A 23,280-nucleotide genomic window follows, 5' to 3' on the forward strand; every position below is an offset into this window, starting at 1 on the left:
CTCAGCCTTGCACAAAGTGAAACTGGATCGATTCTAAAATAGGAATTAAACCTGCGAAGAAAAATTCAACAGCAATAACCATTACGATTAATCCCATAATACGCATCAGGACTTTATTTCCTGTTTCTCCAAGGAACTTCTGAATACCGGCCGCACCAAAGAGTGATACGAGCGTGATCAGCATTACGACAAACATCGCTGCAATCACTGTTATTTTTGCACCTGCATCTTGTGCATCGTTCATGAGAATGATGGAATTGGTAATGGCACCCGGACCACAAATCATGGGTATGCCAAGAGGTGTAATGGAAATGTCGGTAATGTATTCTTTCACGGTTTCAGAATCCATTTTTGTACGGATCAAGCGGGCCTGCAACATATCCCAACCCATGATAAAAAATAAGATTCCGCCTACAATCCGGAATCCATTGGCAGAAATGCCAAAAAAATCAAAGATGAATTTACCCGCAAATGCAAATATCACCATGGTGAGAAAAGCGGTAATACTGGCTTTAATGGCGGTGCGGCGTTTGTTGGCTGCATCGAGACTCGCCGTCATGGTCATGTACACCGGTATCAGGCTAAAAGGATTGATGATGGTGATAAAAGTGGTAAAGACCAACAGGAATAAATCGGCGGAGAAGGACATGAATTCTCAAATTTTTGGCAAATATCAGAATTTAGCCGGTACAAATGAGCATCCGAAAGGCTACATTTGTAAGGATGGACATGCAAAAACTTTCACTGGTAGTAATTACGTTCAACGAAGAGCGTAATATCCGCCGTTGTTTGGAAAGCGTGGCCGGACTGGCGGATGAAATTGTAATTGTGGATTCCGGTTCAACAGATTCTACTTTGCAAATCGCTGAGGAATTTTCTGCTCGTATTGTTCAGCAGAAATGGCTTGGCTATTCAGAACAAAAAAATTCAGGTAATCAACTTGCATTGCACGATTGGATATTATCTCTCGATGCAGATGAAGCTTTGAGTCCCGACTTAAAAGCGGAAATCATTCAAATTAAAAATTCAGGCTTCAAAGGCGTTTATGAATTTCCACGCTTAACCAATTACTGCGGAACATTTGTTCGTCACGGCGGCTGGTACCCCGATTATAAAGTCCGCATTTTTAATCGGAAAAACGTATGCTGGCAAGGCACCATACACGAAACACTCAAGGGATTTTCAACAACTGATATTACGCGATTAAAAGGCGATTGTTTGCATTTTTCATACTATACCATTCAGGAACATATTCGTCAAACCGAAAAATTTACGGATCTGTCGGCGCAGGATTTGTTTGCTAAAAATAAAAACGTGAGCTGGATTAAATCGGTATTTTCCCCCATGGCACGTTTTGTTTCAGGTTATTTTTTTAAGTTGGGATTTTTAGATGGTAAAGCCGGATTTTATATAGCGAAAATTTCGGCGATGTCGACACGTTTGAAATACAAAAAATTAAAATCACTTTATTCCAAATGAAACAAATCATCCTCGAAATGGAAAAATTGAAACACCTCGAAACGGGGTTGGGACAATTTTGTTTTCATTTGGGGAATGAATTATTGCTTCAGCAACAGGAACAGTTTAAACTGAATTTTTTTCTTCCGGAACAAGCTGCAACTTTGTTTGATAAAAAGGTTGCTGTAAAATTCAGTAAGCAATGGAACAAACTGTTTATGCCGGGAGCATCGCGTTTTGATTTATGGCATATCCTGCATCAGGATTCGAAATACATTCCCGCTTCACCCAAAAAAATGGTGATCACGGTTCATGATTTAAATTTTTTGCAAAAATATTCAGGACGAAAACAACAATCGCGCTTGCAACAACTTCAATCCCGTATTGACCGTAGTTCCGGTGTGGCCGTAATTTCCAATTATACGGGTTCAGTTTTAAAAAATCATATTGAATTAAAGGATTGTCCGCTTCGCGTTATTTATAACGGAAATTCGTTAAAACAATTTCCCCATGCTCAGCGGCCGGGATTTATTCAGGAGGATCACCCTTTCTTTTTTGCATTAGGTGTTTTATCGCCACGTAAAAACTTTCATGTCTTGCCACCGCTCTTAAAACGCTTTCCTCATCACCGTTTGGTAATTGCAGGACCATCCCATTCTGAATACCCGCAACAAATTTTATCCGCCGCGAAAGCAGCAGGTGTATCATCGCGTTTGATTCTGGTAAATCAGATTACTGAAGAAGAAAAGTATTGGCTGTATGCGAATATGGATGCGTTTTTATTTCCATCGCTTGCAGAAGGATTCGGTCTCCCTGTGGTGGAGGCAATGAGTTTGGGTAAACCGGTATTCCTTTCAAACTTAACTTCATTACCGGAAGTAGGAGGAGAAATGGCGTTTTATTTTAAAAATTTCGATGCAGAGGAAATGGCCAATCAACTGGAAGCAGGATTGCATAAAGTCGCGCACATTTCCGATTATTCTTCATTGGTAAAACAACACGCCCATCAATTTTCCTGGCAAAATGCTGCAAAGGAATACCTGAATTTTTATTCAGAGGTTTTATCCTGAAGTTCGGGCATCTGGTAATAGAACAAAGCTCCCAGGAAACAAAAATAAGCTACACCGGCCTGCGTTTCCAGGGTGTCTTCCGTTAACAGAGAAATGATCGCACCGGTATAAAAAATTAAAAACATCAGGTTTCCGGTTTCCCATGCTTTAACAAAGGGAAGGGCAAGATAAATCAGAAACAACATGATGCCAATTATTCCAAAGGCAACACCTATGGCTAAAAACTGATTATGCGATCGCAATCGGTTGGATGGTGGAAGCAAGGAATGGTTCGCTTCGTATTGTGCATTAAATGCCAATTGTGCATCACCGGTTCCAACTCCAATCAAAGGATGATTTTGGATGATTTGTGTAGCGGTTTGCCAGAATTCCAGTCGTTGAGTCACCGAATTTCCGGTAGCGTTTTTATAATAGCGATACACATCAAATTCAAAAAATACTTGCTCAATGCGTTTTCTTAATCCTCGTGTTTTAGTGTAGTTGATGTTCGCAATTCCGTTTTCAATATTCCGGATGTCTTCATCGCTTAATTGACTGATACCGTCAAGATCTTTTTTTAATCCTTTGGAGGTCATGTAGCGAATCAACGTTTGCGAAAGAGCCTGGTTTTTTTTATCGAGACTATCATAGGGAATGGAGGAACGCTGATTCCATCCTTTTTTTAATTCGGCGTAGCACACATTGCTCCAGGTGTAATATCCGTTTTCCATCATGTCATTATCGAGTTGATGATGGTACATTTCTCCTCGTGGTGTAAATTCCGGAAGGTTGTTTCGGGTTTCTTTTGGTGTACGGAATTCAATAAAAACGCTGCGGACAAATAAAAAGGCAACTAATGCGATGAGTAGGAGTGAAAATCCGAAGGTTGCTTTTACCCATCGCTTGCCGGAATGCATAATTTGATAGAAAATATAAAACAACATGCTTGCACTCAACACAGAATAAGCAGTGGCCGATTCCAGAATGTAAAGGAAGTAGAGCAACCATGCAATTAAAAAAGGCGCGATAATTTTTTCCGATTTTTCCCCAATAAAAATCCAGCGAACCATTACCAAAATTGCGGTTGAAATCACCAGTGATAAGCGGATATGCGATACAAAAGGAGAGATATTTCTCACGTCACTGATGTCGCGCGACGATGGAAAAATTTCTAAATAAATTCCGGTAGAAATCAAGGTGGAAACTACAGTGGCAGCGACAAACAGACGCATTAAAATTTTAAACTGATGTTTGCTTAGTTGCGGAAGTGCGGCGAGTAAAACCGGGAATAAAAGAATCGGAAGTTTAATGCGAAGATCATTAAAGGCAAATGCATAATCGGTGGACCAGCATAAACCAATCAGGTGAATTCCAAAAAAACAGGCAGCGGCAATCAGATAGGTATCCTGCTTTACTTTTTTGAGTTGTTGCAGGGGATTACCATAAAGCAGAAAAGCGAGAGCTAATCCTATTGATCCCAGGCTCATCAGGAACACGGATGTGCTTAATCCCACGCATAATGCAATTAACGCGGCATAATGTACCGGAAAGGCTAATTTCTGCAACAAGGAGAGTTATTTCTTATCGGTTTTGATGCTTCCGTTAAGAATACCCTTATAACGAGAAGGGTCATTAAATATTTTAATGGCTTCAATAATTTCCGGATCGGTGCGCAGGGTGTGTTCTATTTTGCCGTTTTGGTAGTAATAACGACCCACAATTTCCGATTCGATGAATTCAATGATCTCGTCTTTAAAACGCATTAAGTCGGTTTCTTTGCTGGGTTGTACTTTTTTAAGCAAGGCCTCAAATTCCGATTCGGCTCCCTGAAAATATTTTTCGCGCTCGGCTGTTTTTTTCAGCTCTTCGAATTTTTCTTCGCTCATGGTCTTGTACGAGTATTCTTTGTTTTTTACAAAAGCAAGAAAATCGTTGTATTGAGCATCCGTAAAACGGAATTCTTTGGCATTCGTAATCGAATTGTTTTCACGGTGAAACTTAGTGGCGTAATCGAAAATAATATTCTGGGCATAAAGACTGGCAACGATTCGACTGTATTCCTTCATCTCAACATTCACATCCGGATCAATACCTCTTCCGTCAAAAACTTCCCGGCCATTTTTGGTTTTGAATTTTTTAATCAATGAATCAGAAACTACCGTCGCTTTTCCGCTTTGGTCTTTGTGACTGTAATCTAATTTCTGAATACATCTTCCGCTTGGAGTATAATATTTAGCTACGGTCAATTTCATCATGCTGTTGTAGGGTAGCGTACGCGTTTGTTGCACCAGACCTTTTCCGTAGGAACGCTGTCCAACTACTACACCACGGTCCAGATCCTGAATGGAACCGGATACAATTTCAGAGGCAGAGGCGGATCCTTCATCAATTAAAACCACTAATGGCATGTTTAAATCCAGTGGTTCTTCCTTGGCAGGATAAACAGCATTCATATTCGGCATCCGGCCTTTTTGGCGAACAATTTCTGTTCCACGTGGGACAAAAATATTGACAATTGCCACTGCTTCAGTCAGCAATCCACCACCGTTTCCGCGCAAATCAAAAACCAGTTGTTTCATGCCGTGTTTTTCTTTCAGATTTTTAAATGCATCCTTTACTTCGGCGCTCGCTGTATTGGTAAAACTATTCAGTTTGATGTATCCGGTTTGTTGATCAATCATGCCGTAATAAGGAACATCTTTAATTTTTATTTCTTCACGCACCAGTGTTTTTTCCATGAAGCCTTCGGTTCCTTCACGTTTGACTTTTAATTTTAAACTTGTACCGGGAGCACCTTTTAAAAAGCGACTCACTTCATCACTGGTCATTCCTTTGATTGACTTCCCGTCAATTTCATAAATCATATCACCGGCAATCAGACCGGCTTTCATCGCAGGATATCCTTCATAAGGTTCCGCCACTTGCGAATACTCCCCGTTTTTGCGAATAACAGCACCGATACCACCATATTGACCTGTAGTCATAAAGCGATAATCTTCAATGTCCGATTCAGGATAAAAAACGGTATAAGGATCCAATGATTCCAGCATGGCGTCAATACCATCTTTCATCAATTTTCCGGGCATAGGCTCATCAACGTAATACGCATTCAACTCCTTATACACCGCACCGAAAATCTCGATGTTTTTCGACATCTCAAATTCATTCGAGGGAACCGGACGAAAAGAATATCCGACTATACCCGAAATTGCTGCCAATAGGCCTACGATAAGAAATTGTTTACTGCGCTTCATGTTCTGTATTCAAATTTTTAGAAGAATTAAGCTCTTCTGTCAAACGTTGTAAAAGTAAGATTATTTTACGGCTAACCGTTTCCCATTCGGGATGCTCATTGCCTGTGAACAGGATCGCCAAAGCAATATGCTTATCCGATTTGTCAAGAGCATCATACAAAATGCCTTTGTTTAACCGATAAGCTTCCCGCATTTGCCGTTTAATCCGGTTCCGGTCGTGAGCCCGTTTAAATTTCCGTTTCGGAACTGTAAACAAAACCTGTGCCTTGGCTTCCGCATCGGCATGCACCCAAAACAAACGAAAGGGAAAAGCATTGATGAACTTTTTTTCCATAAAAAGTGCATCGATGGATTTTTTGCTGCAAAGCCTTTCCGTTTTACGGAATGTGTTCAATGGAGAAATGTTTATGCCACAAGATAAGCAACTAATGCCATCTTTCTGGTTTCGCAATGGGAAATAAGAGGGGAGGAATTATTTTTCCTTATCGTTTTTTATAAAATGCTCAATCGCCATTGTCATACTCGGAGCATTGGGCATCGGTGCCTGAACGTCTAAGCGTAAACCGGCCGACTTAACAGCGGCTGCAGTGGTAGCCCCAAATGCAGCAATCCTGGTTTTATTCTGCTTGAACTTTGGAAAATTCTTTAACAGCGATTCAATTCCTTGTGGCGAAAAGAATACCAGCATGTCGTACTTAATATCTGCCAGATCACTCAGGTCACTGGCTACCGTGCGGTACATGATGGATTTGGTGTATTTGATATTGTGCTGGTCCAGTACGTCGGTGATTTCCTGCTTGTGGATGTCGGAACAGGGAAGAAGAAATACTTCGTCTTTATGTTTCTTTATCACATCCAGTAACTCAATAAATTTCTGTTTGCCGTGAAAAATTTTGCGTTTGCGGTAAACCACATATTTCTGCAGGTAATAAGCAGTCGATTCGCTGATGCAAAAATATTTCATTGTATCGGGAACGGTATAACGAAGCTCTTTACAAACACGGAAAAAATGATCCACGGCATTACGACTCGTCATAATCACTGCAGTGTGTTCCTGGATACTTACTTTTTCTTTACGCAGGTCTTTACTGTCAACACCTTCCACATGGATAAATGGACGAAAGTCAACCTTAAGCTTGTGCTTTTTTGCCAGCTCCGCATAAGGGTTCTTCTCCGATTCCGGAGGAGCCTGAGAAACGAGAATCGTTTTGATCGCCAAAGCAGTAAATTTTATATCCGTTCCTAATAGTTGTCGGCTAATCAGCCAATTTTGCTCACCAACACCTTTATCGTTACGATTAAGGGCAGGATTTCAAGCGCGCAAAGATATAAAAAAATAAAAACAACACCACTCCCTGCATTTAGTCCGGCAAGAATTCCCCTTCCAATCCGGTAGAGGTAGATCATAAGAAACAAGGAACCGGCAATGAGCAGCGACGGAACAAAAAGGTAATCAGGACCAAAACTGGCCAGAATGGCGAAAGGAAGGAGTAAAATCCCGGTTATTTCAGGAAAAAGTAACAAGGCATACCGGTTTTCAGTTAAGCCCCCGTCTTCCCCAATAATAAATTGGGTAATCAGATGTATGATGCTTTTGATCAGTAGAAAAAGAAACAATGCGCCACTAATGATTAAAAATTCTAAAAAATCGGGCAGGTTCAACCAGGAAATGGAGAAAAAGTGCAAGGCCCAAAAAATTAATAATCCCCCGCTAAAGGCATAGTTCAATAAGAAGGTAATCGAGAAGGGGTGACTTAAAACCAACTCCTCCCGCATCAGTTGCTTCATGTATCGGGCAGAAATAAATGCGTCGGTGAGTTGACGAAATTTATTGTGATAACCTAACCTTAAAACAGCAACCGTGCCTACCAAAAGGGTCAATAAAACAAACATCCATACATCATTCCCCTTTTTCACTTCGTGAAGCTGAAGTCCGCTTCCCCAATCCAGCGATTGTTCAAGACTGCTTTTCATGTTGATCAGGGCAGAACTGTCGGGTTTTTCTGGTAAGAGCGAACCCTTGCCCAAAAGAACAAATGGAGCGCTTTCTTGTTGTAAACTGTCAATACCCGGCATGGGGTCAAAAATAGACATATTGCCGATAACAAGTGTGTAAGTCCGACTGTGATTTTTTTAGTTATTTTTGTCGCAAACAGTTAAAAAATGGCAAAGACCGATTTATTCCAGGCTCCCGATTATTATCAGCTCGACGATTTGCTTACCGACGAACATAAAATGGTTCGCGATGCAGCACGTGCATGGGTGAAAAAAGAAGTTTCACCAATTATTGAGGAGCATTATGAAAAAGCAACCTTCCCTCACAATGTGGTTAAAGGATTAGCCGAAGTCGGCGCATTCGGACCCTATATTCCAACTGAATATGGCGGTGCAGGATTAGATCAGATTTCATACGGATTAATCATGCAGGAATTAGAGCGTTGCGATAGCGGATTACGTTCTACTGCTTCAGTTCAAAGTTCATTGGTGATGTATCCGATTTATAAATTCGGATCGGAAGAACAAAAAAAGAAATACCTGCCAAAACTGGCATCCGGTGAATGGATCGGATGTTTCGGATTAACAGAGCCCGACTACGGATCCAATCCGGGTGGAATGATCACCAATTTTAAAGACGCCGGCGATCATGTTATCCTTAACGGAGCAAAAATGTGGATCAGCAATGCACCCTTTGCACAAATTGCAGTGGTTTGGGCAAAAGATGAAAGCGGAAGAATTCACGGTTTAATCGTTGAACGCGGAATGGAAGGATTTTCCACTCCCGAAATGCACGGTAAATGGAGTTTGCGCGCATCGGCCACCGGTGAATTGATTTTTAATAATGTGAAAGTACCAAAAGCAAATATCCTTCCCGGTAAATCAGGACTCGGTGCTCCTTTAAGCTGTCTCGATTCGGCACGTTTCGGAATTGCCTGGGGTGCAATTGGTGCAGCAATGGATTGCTACGATTCAGCATTAAGATATTCCATGGAACGCATTCAGTTCGATGTTCCTATTGCAGCGTTTCAGTTGACGCAAAAAAAATTAGCTGAGATGTTAACCGAAATTACAAAAGCGCAATTGCTCACCTGGAGATTAGGTGTATTGCGTAATGAAGGAAGAGCAACATCTGCGCAAATTTCAATGGCAAAACGAAACAATGTGCATATGGCAATTTCCATTGCAAGAGAAGCGCGACAAATTCACGGAGCGATGGGTATTACCAATGAATATTCCATTATGCGTCATATGATGAATCTGGAATCGGTTATCACTTACGAAGGAACACATGATGTTCACTTGCTGATTACCGGTGCCGATATCACAGGAATCTCTGCATTCAAAACAGCGCCTTTGTCGAAATAATTGATTATTTAAAATACTACGAAAGCCTCCTGAACATCGGAGGCTTTTTTATTTTTCACTTAGAGCGAACTTCATTTCAAATAACAAACCATGATCGTTGGTGAACGAATATTTTGCATCCACTTGTTCACATAAAGCATCAATCAGGGTCATGCCTAATGAATCGGAATTCGATTTTTTATCGGGTAAACCGCGACCATCATCTTTAATGGAAAACTGAATTTGTTTATTCTGTTCCTTCAAACGAATTTCTATTTTTCCTTTATTATCCGGAAAGGCGTGCTTATAGGCATTGGTCAGAATTTCATTGGTGATCAGTCCGAGCGGAATGGCCACTGCTATATCACATAAAACGGAATCATAATCCTGGAATATTTCAATCTGCTTTTGATCGCCCATTGAATTTAAAATTTCCTGACTAAGTTCTTTTAAGTAAGCATCCAATTCAATCCGGTGCAACGATTTACTATGGTAAATACGGTTATGAACCATGGCCATCGACATCACACGCATGTGACATTGGTGAAGTGCATCGATGGTTTCCGGGTTTTCTGATTGGTATTTTTTCAGATTAATTAATCCCAGAATTACCGCCATGTTATTTTTCACACGGTGAAATACTTCAGAGAGAAGAATTTCTTTTTCATGCAGCGCTTTTTTTAATTCGTTTTGTTGTCGGCTAAACGTAATGATCACAATCACGGAAAAGAAAAGCGAAACAAACAGTAAAATAAAAAAATGAAGATTACGGGTCGATTCTAATTCTTCCTTAGTAAAAGGAACCGTATTCCATTTCAATTGAAAACTGACAAGGACAAGAATAATGCAGGCCAGCGTAAATCCGAAATTGATGAAAAAATAAACCACCGATTCTTTGCGGGCAAACATTATGGTGGTGCCAATAATAACCGAAATAAAATGCAAATGAACCATCGAATCTGCCCCATCCCGAATAGAAAAAAAGGTAAGGATGGTTCCGCAACTCAGATTCAGTAATGTTATCGCCAGATTGGTTTTGCCTTTTACATTAAGCCATAAAACCAAAAATTGAAACAGTACAACGGGGGGTAGGACTTTCGGTCCAAGTGAAGTAGAAATGTTGCCGTTCACAAAATCATACGCAACCGCAAACAACAACCAAAACATGGCGTTAATGGTCAGTAAATTCGTTGCACGAAAAAGTCGGCGTTGTATCTGATCGGGTAGAGGGGCTCTTCCTAAATCAGCAAGTTTTAATATGGGCTTTAAAACATCCATCATCCTAATGAGCAAACGGCATCGGCCATTGCCAGTTCACTGGTGTTCCAGGGTAAAATCATCTGTTGTACGCCGTTGTTTTTTAATTCTTCGGCGGTCGATTTTCCAATGGCAATTACAATTTGATGGGCAGATATTTTCTTTTTGCGCAGGTAAATGAGAGCGTTGGTTGGACTGGTAAACACTAATATATCGGCATCAGGAATTTCTGCTTCATCATCGGCAATGGTTTCGTAAACGACCATTTCGGTCAGCTGCTTCTGATCGCGAAATTGTTTTTGAACGGTTCTGAAACTTGCGGTAGATTGTGGAAACAATATTTGTTTTCCATCAGCAATCTCAGCAAACTGTTTTCCGATTTCAACGGTATCATTCGATGTTCCGGTAAAATCGCACAGAATTCCTTTTTTCTTTAAGGCTTCGGCTGTAGAACCGCCAATGCTTCCGATTTTTACTCCTTTCGGAATTTTTGGATTCTGGCTGAAAAAATATTTTACGCAGTTTTTAGAAGAGAAAAAGATCCAATCACAATCCGGAATTCCGGTAAAAGGTACTTCCTGATAACGTGTCATGGAAACCCCATGTACCGAATAACCATTGGCGGCAAGAGCACGATAGAAATAATCGGCAGGTTTCAGATTTCTGCTGATGTAAACTCGTTTTCCGCTTTTTTGTTGGATTAATCGCAGTGCATCGTTCACCAGATTTTCAGGTTGATTGGTCTCCAGATATAATCGCTTGGGAATCGAATTCCAGGTATTGGCTACAGAAACCCACAATTTGGTTTTTTCTTTTTCAGCAATGCAATAAGCACCAAGGGGAAGCTGACATCCTCCCTGTAGTTGATTTAATAGTTTACGTTCAATTTCAATGTTCGACTGAATATCGCCATGGTTGAGCTTCGCAATCGCCATGGAAAGTTCAGGATCGTTATCGCGAATTTGTAAAGCTAAAACGCCTTGTGCAGGTGCAGGAACAAATTCCCGGGGATCCAGGCATTCGGTGAAAAAATCGCTGAGGTCAATTTGCAAACGTTCTACTCCCGCTTTTGCCAGCATGATGGCATCGTATTGACCATCTTTTAATTTTTGTATACGGGTAGGGACATTTCCGCGCAGATCTTTTAAATCCAGATCGGGTCTGTAAAGTAATAATTGCGATTTACGTCGGGCCGATGAGGTTCCTACATTGGCATTTTTTTTCAGATTGAATTTCTCCGTACGATCCACCGCTTCTTTACGAATCAGCAATAAATCCGAAGGATCTTCACGATAGCTAACGGCAGCAATTTTTAATCCTTTTACCTCAGTCGTTTCCAAATCCTTATGCGAATGAACGGCCAGGTCAATTTTTTTCTGGAGCAGCGCTTCTTCAATTTCTTTGGTGAAGAATCCTTTTCCTTCCATTTTATCAAAGCTCAGGTGTTGAATCTGATCACCCTGGGTTTTAATAATCTCAATGGTAGATTCAATTCCGATGCGTTTTAATTCCAATTGTACAAAATGAGCTTGCCATAAAGCAAGGTCACTGCCTCTTGATCCTATAGTAATGTGTTTCATGTTCATTAAAAAAATAAACCCCTCACGGAGAGGGGAAAGATAAGAAATATCGTTAACAGAATCAGGAGAGTTGTTCTGTTTTTTCCTCTTGTTTTTTCTGCGAATCAGCTGCGTTGTCGAGCAGAATTTCTTTTGCCATTTTCATTGGCAGACTGATGTATTTTTTTTCCAGATAAGCCAGAATTTTATCCAGCGTTTCTTTGGAATGTTCATCCATCGAAGCAATTTCTTTCGCAAAAATGGATTGAATCGCCAGTTCTTTTATTTCCTTCATTTTATGCGGAACTTCCGACATGGCGCGTTCTACCTGACGTGCTCTGTATACTTCACGGAACTCATCCATCAGATGATCAATAATCGCATTGCAACGGTGCAATTCCTTTTCGCGTTCTTTCAAATTGATTTCTGCTTCTTCTTTCAGATTTTCCACATCAATCAATTTCACTTTGTGAATTCCACAAATGGATTTATCGAAATCATTCGGAATAGCTAAATCTACTACTACTTTAGCATGCTGATCACCTTCCAGAAGCGATTCATAAATTTCGCGTGTAATAATCGGCTCCGCAGAGGCCGTGCAGGTAATGATAACGTCAAATCCTTCTTTGTATGCAGATAAATCTTTGAGCTCTCTTAATTCGCATTTCAATTCATTGGCCAGGGCAAGACCATTTCCCATTGAGCGATTGAAAACGATGAAATTTTTAAATCCGTTTTTCTTTAGGAATCGAGCCATGTTGGTGTTGGTTTGACCCGCACCAATAAATAATATCCGTGCATCTTCATGCACATTATGTTCTTTTAATTTACGAAATGCCAATGAAACTACACTTACCGGTTTGGTAGCAATATCGGTATGCGTATAAACTTCTTTTGCTGCTTCAACTGTTTTTTTCATTACCAGACGAATCATGTCGCCGGTTAAACCCATTTGCTGACTCTTCTCGTAAGATGTTCTAACCTGAGTAATAATTTCGCGTTCTCCAATTACCATTGAGTCTAATGAAGAAGCTACGTTAAATACGTGGCGAATGGCTTTTTCTCCCTTATAGTATTCGCAGGAACGAACTGCTTTTTGCAATTGCGTTTCTGTCCAACCCGGATTAAATGCATGAAAGAATTCAATTAAAAAATCATCATCATTTTCTTCACGGTTCACAAAATAAAATTCAACCCTGTTGCAGGTAGATAAATACATTAACTCTTCTAAGCGCGCATTCGATTTCAAATTGCGTAAACGCATTTCCTGCTGACTATCCTCGATGTGGAATTGTCCGATATCTTCTAAATTTGCCTTCTTGTGTGTTAAGGCAATAACTCTGAAATTCTTCACGCTTCTCTGTATTTTCCTTCTCAAATTTCAACAATGGACTTTTTTGTATTGTCATGAAATTGTCATAGGAGCTTTTTAGAGTCGTTCTAAATAAGACGAAGCCGCTATACCCCTTTATTTTCAATGGTTTCAGCGTGTTTCTGACTTTCATCAGGATTTGTTGTAACCATTTTAGCCTTATCTGCATATATAGGAAAAAGGAGGAGCTATGAGTAAAAAGCATTTGTTTGTCGGTTCAATTTTTATGTGTTGCGCTTTTACCAGTCAGGTAATTATTCCTGAACCGGACACCATATCACTACGTGAAGCAATAGATAAAAAAATGATTTCGGTGGATGCTACCTCCTTAGGTGGATACAGTGGGGAGTGTGTCCAGTTGGATGTGGTGAACACCAGCGGAAAAAAAATTAATGTTGTCATTCCTTCCGGTGGAGTTTTTCATCCTGCCGACGAAGGGATGCAAGATATTTTTGTGGTAACCGATCAGGTTCTGGCTTTGCAAAAAGGTCAAAAACTTCCGTTTAAAGTGAAAGGTTATTGTTGTCAGGCCTCCGACCGGTCGCCATCTGGTGGAATTGGTTTTTCATTTGAACAATCATCTAATCCTGCCTTGCTGGAGTTGGCAAAATTTATGAATGGGAAAAAATTTTCTGATGGAGTTTCTCAGGAGGCGGTTTGGTGTGTTTCTGATGGAAATTCAGTTTCCGGAATTTATAATGAGGAGGGAAGTCCCACCAATGATTTGCGGAAAGAAGTTTGCAGAATTACCAAACAAAAAGATGTGTGGTTTTCTAAACGATCCAACCATACCATTGCAGAAGATGGCTTTATTAATAGTGATCCGGTATCAGTGGAGGGCATGATTGAATTTAGAACAGAAGCACCCATGGACATAACTGCTTTAATTAAATCGGGGAATGGCTCCAACGATTATAAGCTCCCAGGTTCAATGCATGTGCCGCGGGCGGGAAAATTTGCCTACGACTTTAATTTGCGCGTTAAAGGCTGGGAAAAGGGGAAATACGAGGTGGTTATTAATGGGGGCGACAAAGTATTACTTGTGCAGGAATTCGAAATTTGATGAAATAGGAAAATGGCATACAAGAAAAAAAGCCCGGGCAATCTGTCCGGGCTTTTTTTAGGAGGTAGTTGTTGTTGATGTTCCGGCATTTCAGGAGGACCGGAACAGCGCGTTGAATACGTATTAGCTTCCGCACATCTCGCAACCTTCCGGATTGTCGAGTGAACAAGCAATAGCAGCCATGTCTTGCTCTTTCTGAGCTTCAATCTCTGCATTGGTGCGTTCTTTAAGCGGAAGTATTTCTTTTTGTGCTTGTTTTTCGAGTGTGAATTTAATGGGATCAGTAGCGGCTTTAGTACGCAAATAGTACATACCGGTTTTTAATCCTTTTTTCCAACCATAGAAATGCATGGAGGTCAGTTTACCGAAATTGGCATTTTCCATAAAGATGTTAAGCGACTGACTTTGGTCAATAAACGCTCCACGGTCGGCAGCCATTTCAATGATGGATTTCTGACTGATTTCCCAAGCGGTTTTATAGATGTCCTTAAGGTTCTGCGGAATTTCAGGAATGTCCTGAACGGAACCGTTTGCGGCAACAATTTTATTTTTTAATCCTTCATTCCAGATACCCAATTTCACGAGGTCTCTCATGAGGTGTTTGTTCACCACAATAAACTCACCGGCTAATACACGACGTGTGAAAATGTTGCTGGTGTATGGTTCAAAGCACTCATTGTTTCCAAGGATTTGTGCAGTAGATGCAGTTGGCATTGGTGCGAGCAATAATGAATTGCGTACACCATGTTGTTTGATCTCATCGCGCAATACATCCCATTCCCAACGTGAACTTGGACTTACTCCCCACATGTCTTGTTGGAAGATACCTTGAGAAATGGGTGAACCTTCGTAGGTTTCGTAAGGACCAAATTCTTTTGCAAGATCTTTGGATGAAGTCAATGAAGCGTAATAAATCGTTTCGAAAATCTCCTGATTTAATTTGCGGGCTTCCGGACTGTCAAATGAATAACGCATCAGAATGAATGCATCAGCAAGACCTTGTACTCCAATTCCGATCGGACGGTGACGTAAATTACTTTTACGCGCTTCCGGTACCGGATAGTAATTGTAATCGATAATCTTATTCAGATTTTTTGTTACATGATAAGTGATCTCAAACAAACGCTGATGATCAAACTCACCATCTTTCACAAATTTTGGTAATGCGATAGAAGCAAGATTACAAACAGCAACTTCGTCCGGTGCTGTGTACTCCATAATCTCAGTACACAAATTGGATGATTTAATTACACCAAGATTCTTCTGATTGGATTTCTCATTACATGCATCTTTGTAAAGCATATACGGAGTTCCTGTTTCAATTTGAGATTCCATGATCTTGAACCAGAGATCTTGCGCTTTAATCGTTTTGCGGCCTTTACCTTCGCGTTCGTAGCGGGTGTAAAGTTCTTCAAACGCTTTTCCATAGGTGTCGCTCAGACCTGGACATTCATTCGGACACATTAACGTCCAGTCGCCATTGTCTTCTACACGTTGCATGAACAAATCCGGAATCCAGAGAGCGTAGAATAGGTCACGTGCACGTTGTTCTTCTTTACCGTGATTCTTTTTCAAATCAAGGAAATCAAAAACATCAGCATGCCATGGCTCGAGGTAAATTGCAAAGGATCCTTTACGTTTTCCTCCGCCTTGGTCTACATAGCGAGCTGTATCGTTAAATACACGCAGCATCGGCACGATACCATTTGAAGTTCCGTTGGTTCCTTTAATGTAAGAACCTGTAGCACGGATATCGTGGATGCTTAATCCAATACCACCTGCACTTTGTGAAATCTTAGCACATTGTGTAAGTGTATCGTAAATTCCACTGATCGAATCTTTCTTCATGGTAAGAAGGAAGCAAGATGACATCTGTGGTTTTGGGGTACCGGCGTTAAATAAAGTTGGTGTGGCGTGTGTAAACCATCCTTCACTCATTAAGTGATAGGTTTCAATCGCACTTTTCAAATCTTCTTTGTGGATTCCGATAGCAACACGCATAAACATGTGCTGCGGACGCTCTGCTACTTTACCGTGAAGCTTGAGGAGGTATGAACGCTCAAGGGTTTTAAATCCGAAATAATCAAAACGGAAATCGCGGTCGTAAATAATAGTTGAATCTAAAAATTCAGCATTCTTTTGAATGATATCATAAACATCATCTGCAAGAAGCGAAGCGCGCTCATTGGTGCGGGCGTCTACATAGTCGTACAAATCTTTCATTGCTAACGAGAAGGATTTTCTCGTGTTCTTATGAAGATTGGAAACTGCAATACGTGATGCAAGCAGGGCATAATCCGGATGCTTGATCGTGTTTGTTGCTGCTACTTCTGCGGCCAGATTGTCCAGCTCGGAAGTGGTAACTCCGTCGTAAATCCCTTCCACTACTTTAATCGCAACAGATACCGGGTCTACAATCGGATTCAGTCCGTAACACAATTTCTTGATACGGGCAGTGATTTTGTCGAATTGTACCGATTCCTTGCGGCCATCTCTTTTTACTACAAACATGCTACTGGTTGGTTTAGGCTGTTAATATTTGGTTTAGTCTGGTGGGTTCGTTTAAAAGTCTTCGTCGAGACTGAATTTGTTTTCTTCTTTGTTGGATAATACACCGGCTTTCTGGTATTCTCCAACACGTTTTTCGAAGAAGTTGGTTTTACCCTGCAGGTTAATCATATCCATAAAGTCGAATGGATTGGTAACATTATACACTTTAGGGTTTCCTAATTCTACTAATAAACGGTCGGCAACAAACTCAATGTATTGCTTCATCAGGTCAGCATTCATCCCGATGAGTTTAACCGGTAAAGCATCACCAACAAATTCCTTCTCAATTTCTACTGCTTCCGTAATAATACGTTCTACGATTTTCTTGTCGAGTTTGTTCACCAGGTGATTGTTGTAAAGCAAACAAGCAAAATCACAATGCAGTCCTTCGTCGCGCGAGATAAGTTCGTTCGAGAAGCTTAGACCAGGCATCAGTCCACGCTTTTTTAACCAGAAAATAGAACAGAAGCTACCAGAGAAGAAAATACCCTCAACCGCAGCAAAAGCAACAAGTCTTTCTGCAAACGTACCCTTAGAAATCCAGTTGAGGGCCCACTCTGCTTTTTTCTGTACGAAACTCAAGGTTTCAATGGCATGGAACAAACGGTCTTTTTCAATCGGATCCTTGATGTAAGTGTCAATCAACAGTGAATAGGTTTCACTGTGAATGTTCTCAATCGTAAGCTGGAATCCATAAAAGAATTTAGCTTCTGTGTACTGTACTTCTCGTACGAAATTTTCAGCGAGATTCTCGTTTACAATTCCGTCACTCGCCGCGAAGAAGGCCAGCACGTGCTTGATGAAGTGACGCTCATCATCGTTTAATTTATTCTCCCAATCCCACAAATCTGCACCAAGGTCAATCTCCTCGGCTGTCCAGAAACTGGCTTCCGCCTTTTTGTAAAACGACCAAATGTCGTTATGTACAATAGGAAAGAGCACAAAGCGGTCTTTGTTCTCTTTTAATATAGGCTCAAACTGTTCCATATAATTCGTTTCAATTAGTATCGTTTTGTTTCCCTTCCGCTTTCATTAGAGGCGACAATCCTACCTTCAGGCCGGCAATTCAGCCTGATATTCAGTAAGTCTGTCTCTTCTATGTTGGTTTCCTTTTTGCAGTGATTTGTCGGCAAAAAGAACGCGTTGAGCGGGGAGACAAAAATTGGAAAAAAAGAATCCTTCGGCAAAGCATTTTAATCCACATTAAGTTTAAGTTTTCAACATGACTTTTTTAACCAATACAACATGCCTTTATTATTAAGGCTTCCCGACAATAGATGTTCTGAAAGCCTTGCTATTCGGGCTTTGTACGATTGTTAATCAATTCATGAAAAAAGAAATAAACAATTGCGTTCAATGCAAAAAAATTGTTTCCTCCATGTCAAAAAACGATAAGATTCGTCACCGAATCCGGATAACAATTTCTATAAAATGCAGCCTTAAAAGGAAGGCATGCAAATCATAGTTTTAACAAAAAGTAGGTGAATAAAATTTCGACAAAAATTCCTTGCTTTTCAGGCAGAGAATCTTATTTTATATGCGGTAAACGGATTTAGGACTTCGGTTTCCTGCTTGATTTCTTTTCATCCTCAAGCAATTGATCGGCTTCAGCCAGCTGGGCGAAAAATTCTTCTCCGTATTTGCGGATGATAGGTTCCTTTAAAAAACGATAAACCTTCACATTTAACTTATCACCACAGGTGCAGGCCGGTTTACAAATGGGCCATTGATGATAATTTAAAGCATCCCCCGCTTTGGTTTTGGAAACGCGAATGGGGTAGAGCTGACAACTGATCGGCTTGCGGTAATTTACTTTTCCCTTTTCCCAGGCAAGTTCAATACCACATTTCGTTATCCCTTTTTCATCGAAAATTACATAGGCACACTCAGCTCCGTTTACCAAGGGAGTAACAAATTCACCATCATCGTCCTTCACATAGGTGCCTTGCTCTTCAATGGCTTTAATGCCCTCTTTCCTTAAAAAAGGTTTTACCTTCTTATAAATGGAATCGAGTATTTCCAGTTCATCATCTTCTAAAGGAGCTCCGGAATCACCTTCAATACAACAAGCACCTTTACAGGCGTTTAAATCGCAAACGAACTTTTTTTCCAAAAGATCATCCGAAACCAACTTATCGTCAATAATTATCATGCTCAAAAATAAGAAAAGTAAAAAAAGGGACAGAAACTAAATTTCGGTCATGGCATTCCGTCCGGCAAGCGTTATTAGTCCACCCGTGGTGATGTGCAGCAGAATCAACAGCACCATTAAACTGAGAGGGGCGTCGGGAATTCCTACCGGACCCAAACAGGATAAAATCCCAAACAAAACGGAAATACTGGTAAACACGATTTTCCCTGAATCCAGAAATCGAAAGCAGAGATAAGCCATTAAATAACCTACCAGGGCGGGGACAATACTCGCCATGAGGATATGAAACCAGGTAATTGGACCCTCGGTCTCTTCCACATAAAAGTCGGAAGGAACGATACCACTAGAGGTGGCCAGAAGAAAAATAGCCTGATTCAATCCGATCAAGATTAATCCAAATTGCAATAAAGGCTTGATAACAAATACACGTTGCATAGCGCAAAATTAGACTATTTATTTTCAATCGGCCGAAAGGAATTCACCACAATTCATCGACTTATTTTACATTTGCATCCATTATGAGCGCAACAAACGAAGACAAACTAAAGCTGATTATCAGTCACTGTAAGGAATATGGATTTGTATTTCCATCCAGTGAGATTTATGATGGCTTATCCGCAACCTATGATTATGGTCAACTCGGATCGGAGTTGAAATCCAATATCCGCCAGTATTGGTGGAAGAGTATGGTACAAATGCATGAAAACATTGTTGGTATCGATGCAGCCATCTTTATGCACCCCACCACCTGGAAAGCTTCCGGACATGTGGATGCGTTTAATGATCCATTAATTGATAATAAAGACTCGAAAAAAAGATACCGTGCTGATGTACTGCTTGAGGAACACATTGAAAAAATTCGCCAGAAAATCATCAAAGAGGTAGAAAAGGCCGCTAAAAAGTTCGGAGGATCTTTCGAGGAAGCTTTGTTTTTGCAAACCAATCCGAATGTTCTCCGCAACAAAGAGAAAATTGATCATATCGAGGCAACAATGAAACGTTGTTTAGAAGAGAATGACCTCGAAGGCTTGCGTCAGTTAATAATCGATCAGGAAATTGTTTGTCCCATTTCGGGGACTAAAAACTGGACCGAGGTTCGTCAGTTTAACCTGATGTTTTCTACCGAACTCGGATCAGTGGCCGGCGAATCGGCTACCATCTATCTGCGTCCGGAAACCGCGCAGGGTATTTTCGTGAATTTTCTCAATGTGCAAAAAACAGGACGAATGAAAATTCCTTTTGGAATTGCACAAACCGGAAAAGCATTCCGTAATGAGATTGTTGCCCGTCAGTTTATTTTCCGTATGCGTGAGTTCGAACAAATGGAAATGCAGTTTTTTGTTCGTCCCGGTACCGAAATGGAATGGTACAACTACTGGAAAGAAGCACGTATCAAATGGCATAAATCGCTGGGCATGGGAGATGAAAATTATCGCTTTCATGATCATTTAAAATTGGCGCATTATGCCAATGCGGCTTGCGATATTGAATTTAATTTCCCGATGGGCTTTAAGGAATTGGAGGGTATTCACTCACGTACCGATTTCGACTTAGGTAATCATGAAAAATTTTCCGGTAAAAAATTACAGTATTTCGATCCGGAGTTAAATCAAAATTACGTTCCATATGTAGTGGAAACTTCCATCGGATTGGATCGTATGTTCCTGGCAGTCCTTTCCAATGCATTTGCCGAAGAAAAACTGGAAGACGGTTCCGAACGTGTAGTATTGCGTATTCCGCCTGTATTAGCACCGGTAAAAGCGGCCGTGTTTCCTTTATTAAATAAAGATGGATTACCGGAAAAGGCAAGAGAAATTTTTAATCAGTTAAAAATGGATCACATGTGCCAATATGAAGAGAAAGATGCCATCGGAAAACGATACCGTCGTCAGGATGCCATCGGTACCCCATATTGCATAACGGTAGATCACCAAACCTTGGAAGATAATACCGTAACTATTCGTGAACGCGATTCCATGAAACAGGAACGTGTGTCTATCGATCAGCTTGCTTCTATAATTGACGGACGTGTAAACATTAAAAACGCACTCGCTCAATTAAAATAAGTCAAGTACTCAGCTACCATTTAATGGTTCGGGTAAACCCTAAATTTGTTTTTTGGGGCTCCATTTGATTTTGATATTCAATTTCCAGGTCGGGATAAATGACTAATGTGAAATTGTAATACTCGTCATGTGCACAATGTTGAAAATGCGAAGCAGTCAGAATTTCAACACCGTTTTCTTTGTTCAATGAAATTTGGTAAGTGAAATTAAAATCATTGGTCACCGGTAAATTAAAGTAGAGTTGGCAATGTCTTGCTTTTTCTTTTTGAAGAAAATTAAAGACGCCGGGATCCACGCAATTTTTGTTTTTTAATTCGAACACATTTAGATTTCCACTGCTTGTTTTCATGACTATTTCAAATTCCAAATGTTTCAACAAGGAATCTATTTCATTAGAGGGAATGGTAAGGTCCATTTCCAGGATATAATGAAAGTAAGGGTCAAATTCAGTTTCAATCAGGGGTATACAAAGACTATCCTTTAGAATGAATTGTTCACAGGCAGAAATGGTTTTACTTATGGCGTAAATGTTTTTTTGAGGAATGACCAATGGGGGAATGTTGTTGGTGTCGCGGTTTTGACTAAAGTTGCTAAGCCGGCTGTATAATATCTTTTTGGCTTGCTCATAAACCGCTTTTTCTCTTTGCGTTAATTCCTTAAAATTAAAATCCGGTGATGTAATGGGATAGTTCTTCTCCAGAATGATCACCTCCTTTTCATATTGCCTGCATTCTCCGTTTCTTAACCCGTCCTTATAGTGAAACTGTTTTACGATTTTTCCCTCTGACGAATACTCCAGGTACGCGCCATCTATTTTATAATTTTTGAGTTGATAGCTGCGCTGAAGTTCTCCGTTTTTGTGAAAGTTTTTAATTTCTATTTGCACAGGATTTTGAAAAATTGAAGTTCTGATTTCACGGATGCTGTTGCAGGAGTAATATTTTATTTCGGTGGTTTTAATGAAGCGGTTAGAAAAATAGTCTTTGATATGGGATTGTTGCGGACATCCCTGTTCATCAAAATTAATTTCAGTTTCCCGGGTAGTGTCCTTAAAGATCATAGTGGTTTTTAAACAACGCAATGTTCCGTTTTCGTCCCATGAAGCATAAGTGGTGTCGGAATTCGAAAACGCTGTACGGATTTTTTTTCTTCCATTTTCGAAATTCGCGAATTCGGGATTCCCGGGTCTGTTGTTCTGGTAAGGAATAATGGAAATTAAATCCCCGTTTTCGTTCCAGTTTCTTAGAACCCCGTTCCCTTCCTTATTTAATCTGATTTCCGATTTTATTTTTTTGTTTTTGTGCTTTTCAAAGCCTGCACGCTGAAATCCTTCTCCATACCTGAAATATTCGGAAGTATCTCCGTCTTCAAAATAGGCAATGCCATCTTTTATTAACGTTCCATTTTGATAATGCTCTATTTTTAAAATCCTGCCATTGGGGTAGAATTGAATATATTTTCCGTTGAGGTTTCCATTGTTTCGTTGGGATTGACTTAACATCTTCCCGTTGGGATAAAATTCCTGTACGGTTGAAAATTCTCCTTCATCGCTACAATTATTTGCTGAAAAGATTTCTTTACGAATTAATTTTCCGTTGTCGTCATACGATAAATTTTCGCCGCAATTGCAGGATGAATACGCGTTTTCTTTCAGACAGCTTTCCGTTGTACTTTTTGTTTTCCCATTTGGAAGAAAGTAAGAAGTGCGGGTAACAATTTGTCCGCTTTTATTTTTATAATAGATATAACGCTCCGCTGGTTGTCCGTTGGGGTTCATTCGTGTGAAAATACCGTAGAGCGTATCTTTACCCTGAGCACCCGGATTTTCCGAATAGCGGATAAACTCACTTATTTTTTTATTGGTGCTTAAATCAAAATAAGCTTCATAATAGAGATAACCATTTTTCAAATAAGAAAGCCGGTACGGTTTTCCGTTCGAAAATAAATTGCAGGAGTCGTTCTGGATAAGCGTTTTCCGGTCCGATGAATAAAATTGCTTTACGATCCAGGGTTTCTGAGTGGAGTTATAAATATCATAGCAATTGTTTTGCCCATTTACATAGGAAAGAATGAATAGATATGAAATCAGAAATAAATACTTCATGTTTTGTTTTACACCCGAGACCATCATTGGTTCAAAAAAAAGGCCGGATTAACC

General features: G+C 40.3%; 19 protein-coding genes. 5 read left to right on the forward strand and 14 right to left on the reverse strand.

Translation table 11 applies throughout. The annotated features are described in order from the left end of the window. Nucleotide 1: 1 nt before the first annotated feature. Nucleotides 2-649 carry a MarC family protein gene (locus K1X56_08025; protein MBX7094651.1) on the reverse strand — a complete coding sequence of 216 codons (648 nt, stop codon included), beginning with the start codon at nt 647-649 and terminating at the stop codon, nt 2-4. 44 nt (nt 650-693) lie between these two features. On the opposite strand from K1X56_08025, the gene K1X56_08030 reads away from it, so the two are divergent. Together K1X56_08030 and K1X56_08035 are read left to right on the forward strand one after the other, a co-directional pair. Continuing rightward, nucleotides 694-1,479: a glycosyltransferase family 2 protein gene (locus K1X56_08030; protein ID MBX7094652.1), complete on the forward strand. Its 786-nt coding sequence runs from the start codon at nt 694-696 to the stop codon at nt 1,477-1,479. Beyond that, nucleotides 1,476-2,528, forward strand: a complete 1,053-nt coding sequence (locus K1X56_08035; GenBank protein MBX7094653.1) for a glycosyltransferase family 4 protein — start codon at nt 1,476-1,478, stop codon at nt 2,526-2,528. Before K1X56_08030 ends, K1X56_08035 begins: the two co-directional genes overlap by 4 nt. On the opposite strand, the gene K1X56_08040 is transcribed toward K1X56_08035, so the two are convergent. From K1X56_08040 to K1X56_08060, 5 genes are all read right to left on the reverse strand, one after another. Then, nucleotides 2,507-4,075 carry an O-antigen ligase family protein gene (locus K1X56_08040; protein ID MBX7094654.1) on the reverse strand — a complete coding sequence of 523 codons (1,569 nt, stop codon included), beginning with the start codon at nt 4,073-4,075 and terminating at the stop codon, nt 2,507-2,509. The two genes, K1X56_08035 and K1X56_08040, sit on opposite strands and share 22 nt — an antisense overlap. Nucleotides 4,076-4,081: 6 nt before the next feature. Beyond that, nucleotides 4,082-5,761 (reverse strand): S41 family peptidase, encoded by a 1,680-nt coding sequence (locus K1X56_08045; protein MBX7094655.1) that lies wholly within the window; start codon nt 5,759-5,761, stop codon nt 4,082-4,084. Beyond that, complete coding sequence (locus K1X56_08050) at nt 5,748-6,155, reverse strand: ribonuclease P protein component (GenBank protein ID MBX7094656.1); 408 nt, start codon at nt 6,153-6,155, stop codon at nt 5,748-5,750. Before K1X56_08050 ends, K1X56_08045 begins: the two co-directional genes overlap by 14 nt. 78 nt (nt 6,156-6,233) lie before the next feature. Further along, entirely contained in the window at nt 6,234-6,980 is a 747-nt protein-coding gene (locus tag K1X56_08055) for a uroporphyrinogen-III synthase (protein ID MBX7094657.1), read from the reverse strand. 41 nt (nt 6,981-7,021) lie between these two features. Continuing rightward, nucleotides 7,022-7,855: a DUF4271 domain-containing protein gene (locus K1X56_08060; GenBank protein MBX7094658.1), complete on the reverse strand. Its 834-nt coding sequence runs from the start codon at nt 7,853-7,855 to the stop codon at nt 7,022-7,024. Between the two features lie 69 nt (nt 7,856-7,924). On the opposite strand from K1X56_08060, the gene K1X56_08065 reads away from it, so the two are divergent. Then, nucleotides 7,925-9,124, forward strand: coding sequence for an acyl-CoA dehydrogenase family protein (locus K1X56_08065; GenBank protein MBX7094659.1), 1,200 nt, complete (start codon nt 7,925-7,927; stop codon nt 9,122-9,124). 48 nt (nt 9,125-9,172) lie between these two features. Here K1X56_08065 and K1X56_08070 read toward each other — a convergent pair whose 3' ends face one another. From K1X56_08070 to hemA, 3 genes are all read right to left on the reverse strand, one after another. Further along, a complete protein-coding gene (locus tag K1X56_08070; protein MBX7094660.1) occupies nt 9,173-10,381 on the reverse strand; it encodes an ATP-binding protein in 1,209 nt (402 codons plus the stop codon). Next, nucleotides 10,381-11,940 (reverse strand): hydroxymethylbilane synthase, encoded by a 1,560-nt coding sequence (hemC, locus tag K1X56_08075; protein MBX7094661.1) that lies wholly within the window; start codon nt 11,938-11,940, stop codon nt 10,381-10,383. Before hemC ends, K1X56_08070 begins: the two co-directional genes overlap by 1 nt. A 61-nt stretch (nt 11,941-12,001) precedes the next feature. Further along, nucleotides 12,002-13,273 carry a glutamyl-tRNA reductase gene (gene hemA / locus K1X56_08080; GenBank protein ID MBX7094662.1) on the reverse strand — a complete coding sequence of 424 codons (1,272 nt, stop codon included), beginning with the start codon at nt 13,271-13,273 and terminating at the stop codon, nt 12,002-12,004. 208 nt (nt 13,274-13,481) lie between these two features. Between hemA and K1X56_08085 the strand changes: the two genes are divergently transcribed. Then, nucleotides 13,482-14,354 carry a hypothetical protein gene (locus K1X56_08085; protein ID MBX7094663.1) on the forward strand — a complete coding sequence of 291 codons (873 nt, stop codon included), beginning with the start codon at nt 13,482-13,484 and terminating at the stop codon, nt 14,352-14,354. Between the two features lie 123 nt (nt 14,355-14,477). Here K1X56_08085 and K1X56_08090 read toward each other — a convergent pair whose 3' ends face one another. From K1X56_08090 to K1X56_08105, 4 genes are all read right to left on the reverse strand, one after another. Beyond that, entirely contained in the window at nt 14,478-16,865 is a 2,388-nt protein-coding gene (locus K1X56_08090) for a ribonucleoside-diphosphate reductase subunit alpha (protein ID MBX7094664.1), read from the reverse strand. A gap of 51 nt (nt 16,866-16,916) precedes the next feature. Continuing rightward, nucleotides 16,917-17,891 (reverse strand): ribonucleotide-diphosphate reductase subunit beta, encoded by a 975-nt coding sequence (locus K1X56_08095; GenBank protein MBX7094665.1) that lies wholly within the window; start codon nt 17,889-17,891, stop codon nt 16,917-16,919. A gap of 565 nt (nt 17,892-18,456) precedes the next feature. After that, nucleotides 18,457-19,056 (reverse strand): DUF3109 family protein, encoded by a 600-nt coding sequence (locus tag K1X56_08100; protein MBX7094666.1) that lies wholly within the window; start codon nt 19,054-19,056, stop codon nt 18,457-18,459. A gap of 36 nt (nt 19,057-19,092) precedes the next feature. Continuing rightward, nucleotides 19,093-19,491, reverse strand: coding sequence for a hypothetical protein (locus tag K1X56_08105; GenBank protein MBX7094667.1), 399 nt, complete (start codon nt 19,489-19,491; stop codon nt 19,093-19,095). Nucleotides 19,492-19,574: 83 nt separating this feature from the next. Here K1X56_08105 and K1X56_08110 point away from each other — a divergent pair, with 83 nt between their 5' ends. Next, nucleotides 19,575-21,122, forward strand: coding sequence for a glycine--tRNA ligase (locus tag K1X56_08110; GenBank protein ID MBX7094668.1), 1,548 nt, complete (start codon nt 19,575-19,577; stop codon nt 21,120-21,122). A 13-nt stretch (nt 21,123-21,135) separates the two neighbouring features. Here K1X56_08110 and K1X56_08115 read toward each other — a convergent pair whose 3' ends face one another. After that, on the reverse strand, nt 21,136-23,226 hold the full coding sequence (locus K1X56_08115) for a hypothetical protein (GenBank protein ID MBX7094669.1): 2,091 nt from the start codon (nt 23,224-23,226) through the stop codon (nt 21,136-21,138). Nucleotides 23,227-23,280 lie beyond the last annotated feature (54 nt).

Source organism: Flavobacteriales bacterium, from assembly GCA_019694795.1.
GTDB lineage: Bacteria > Bacteroidota > Bacteroidia > Flavobacteriales_D > UBA2798 > UBA2798.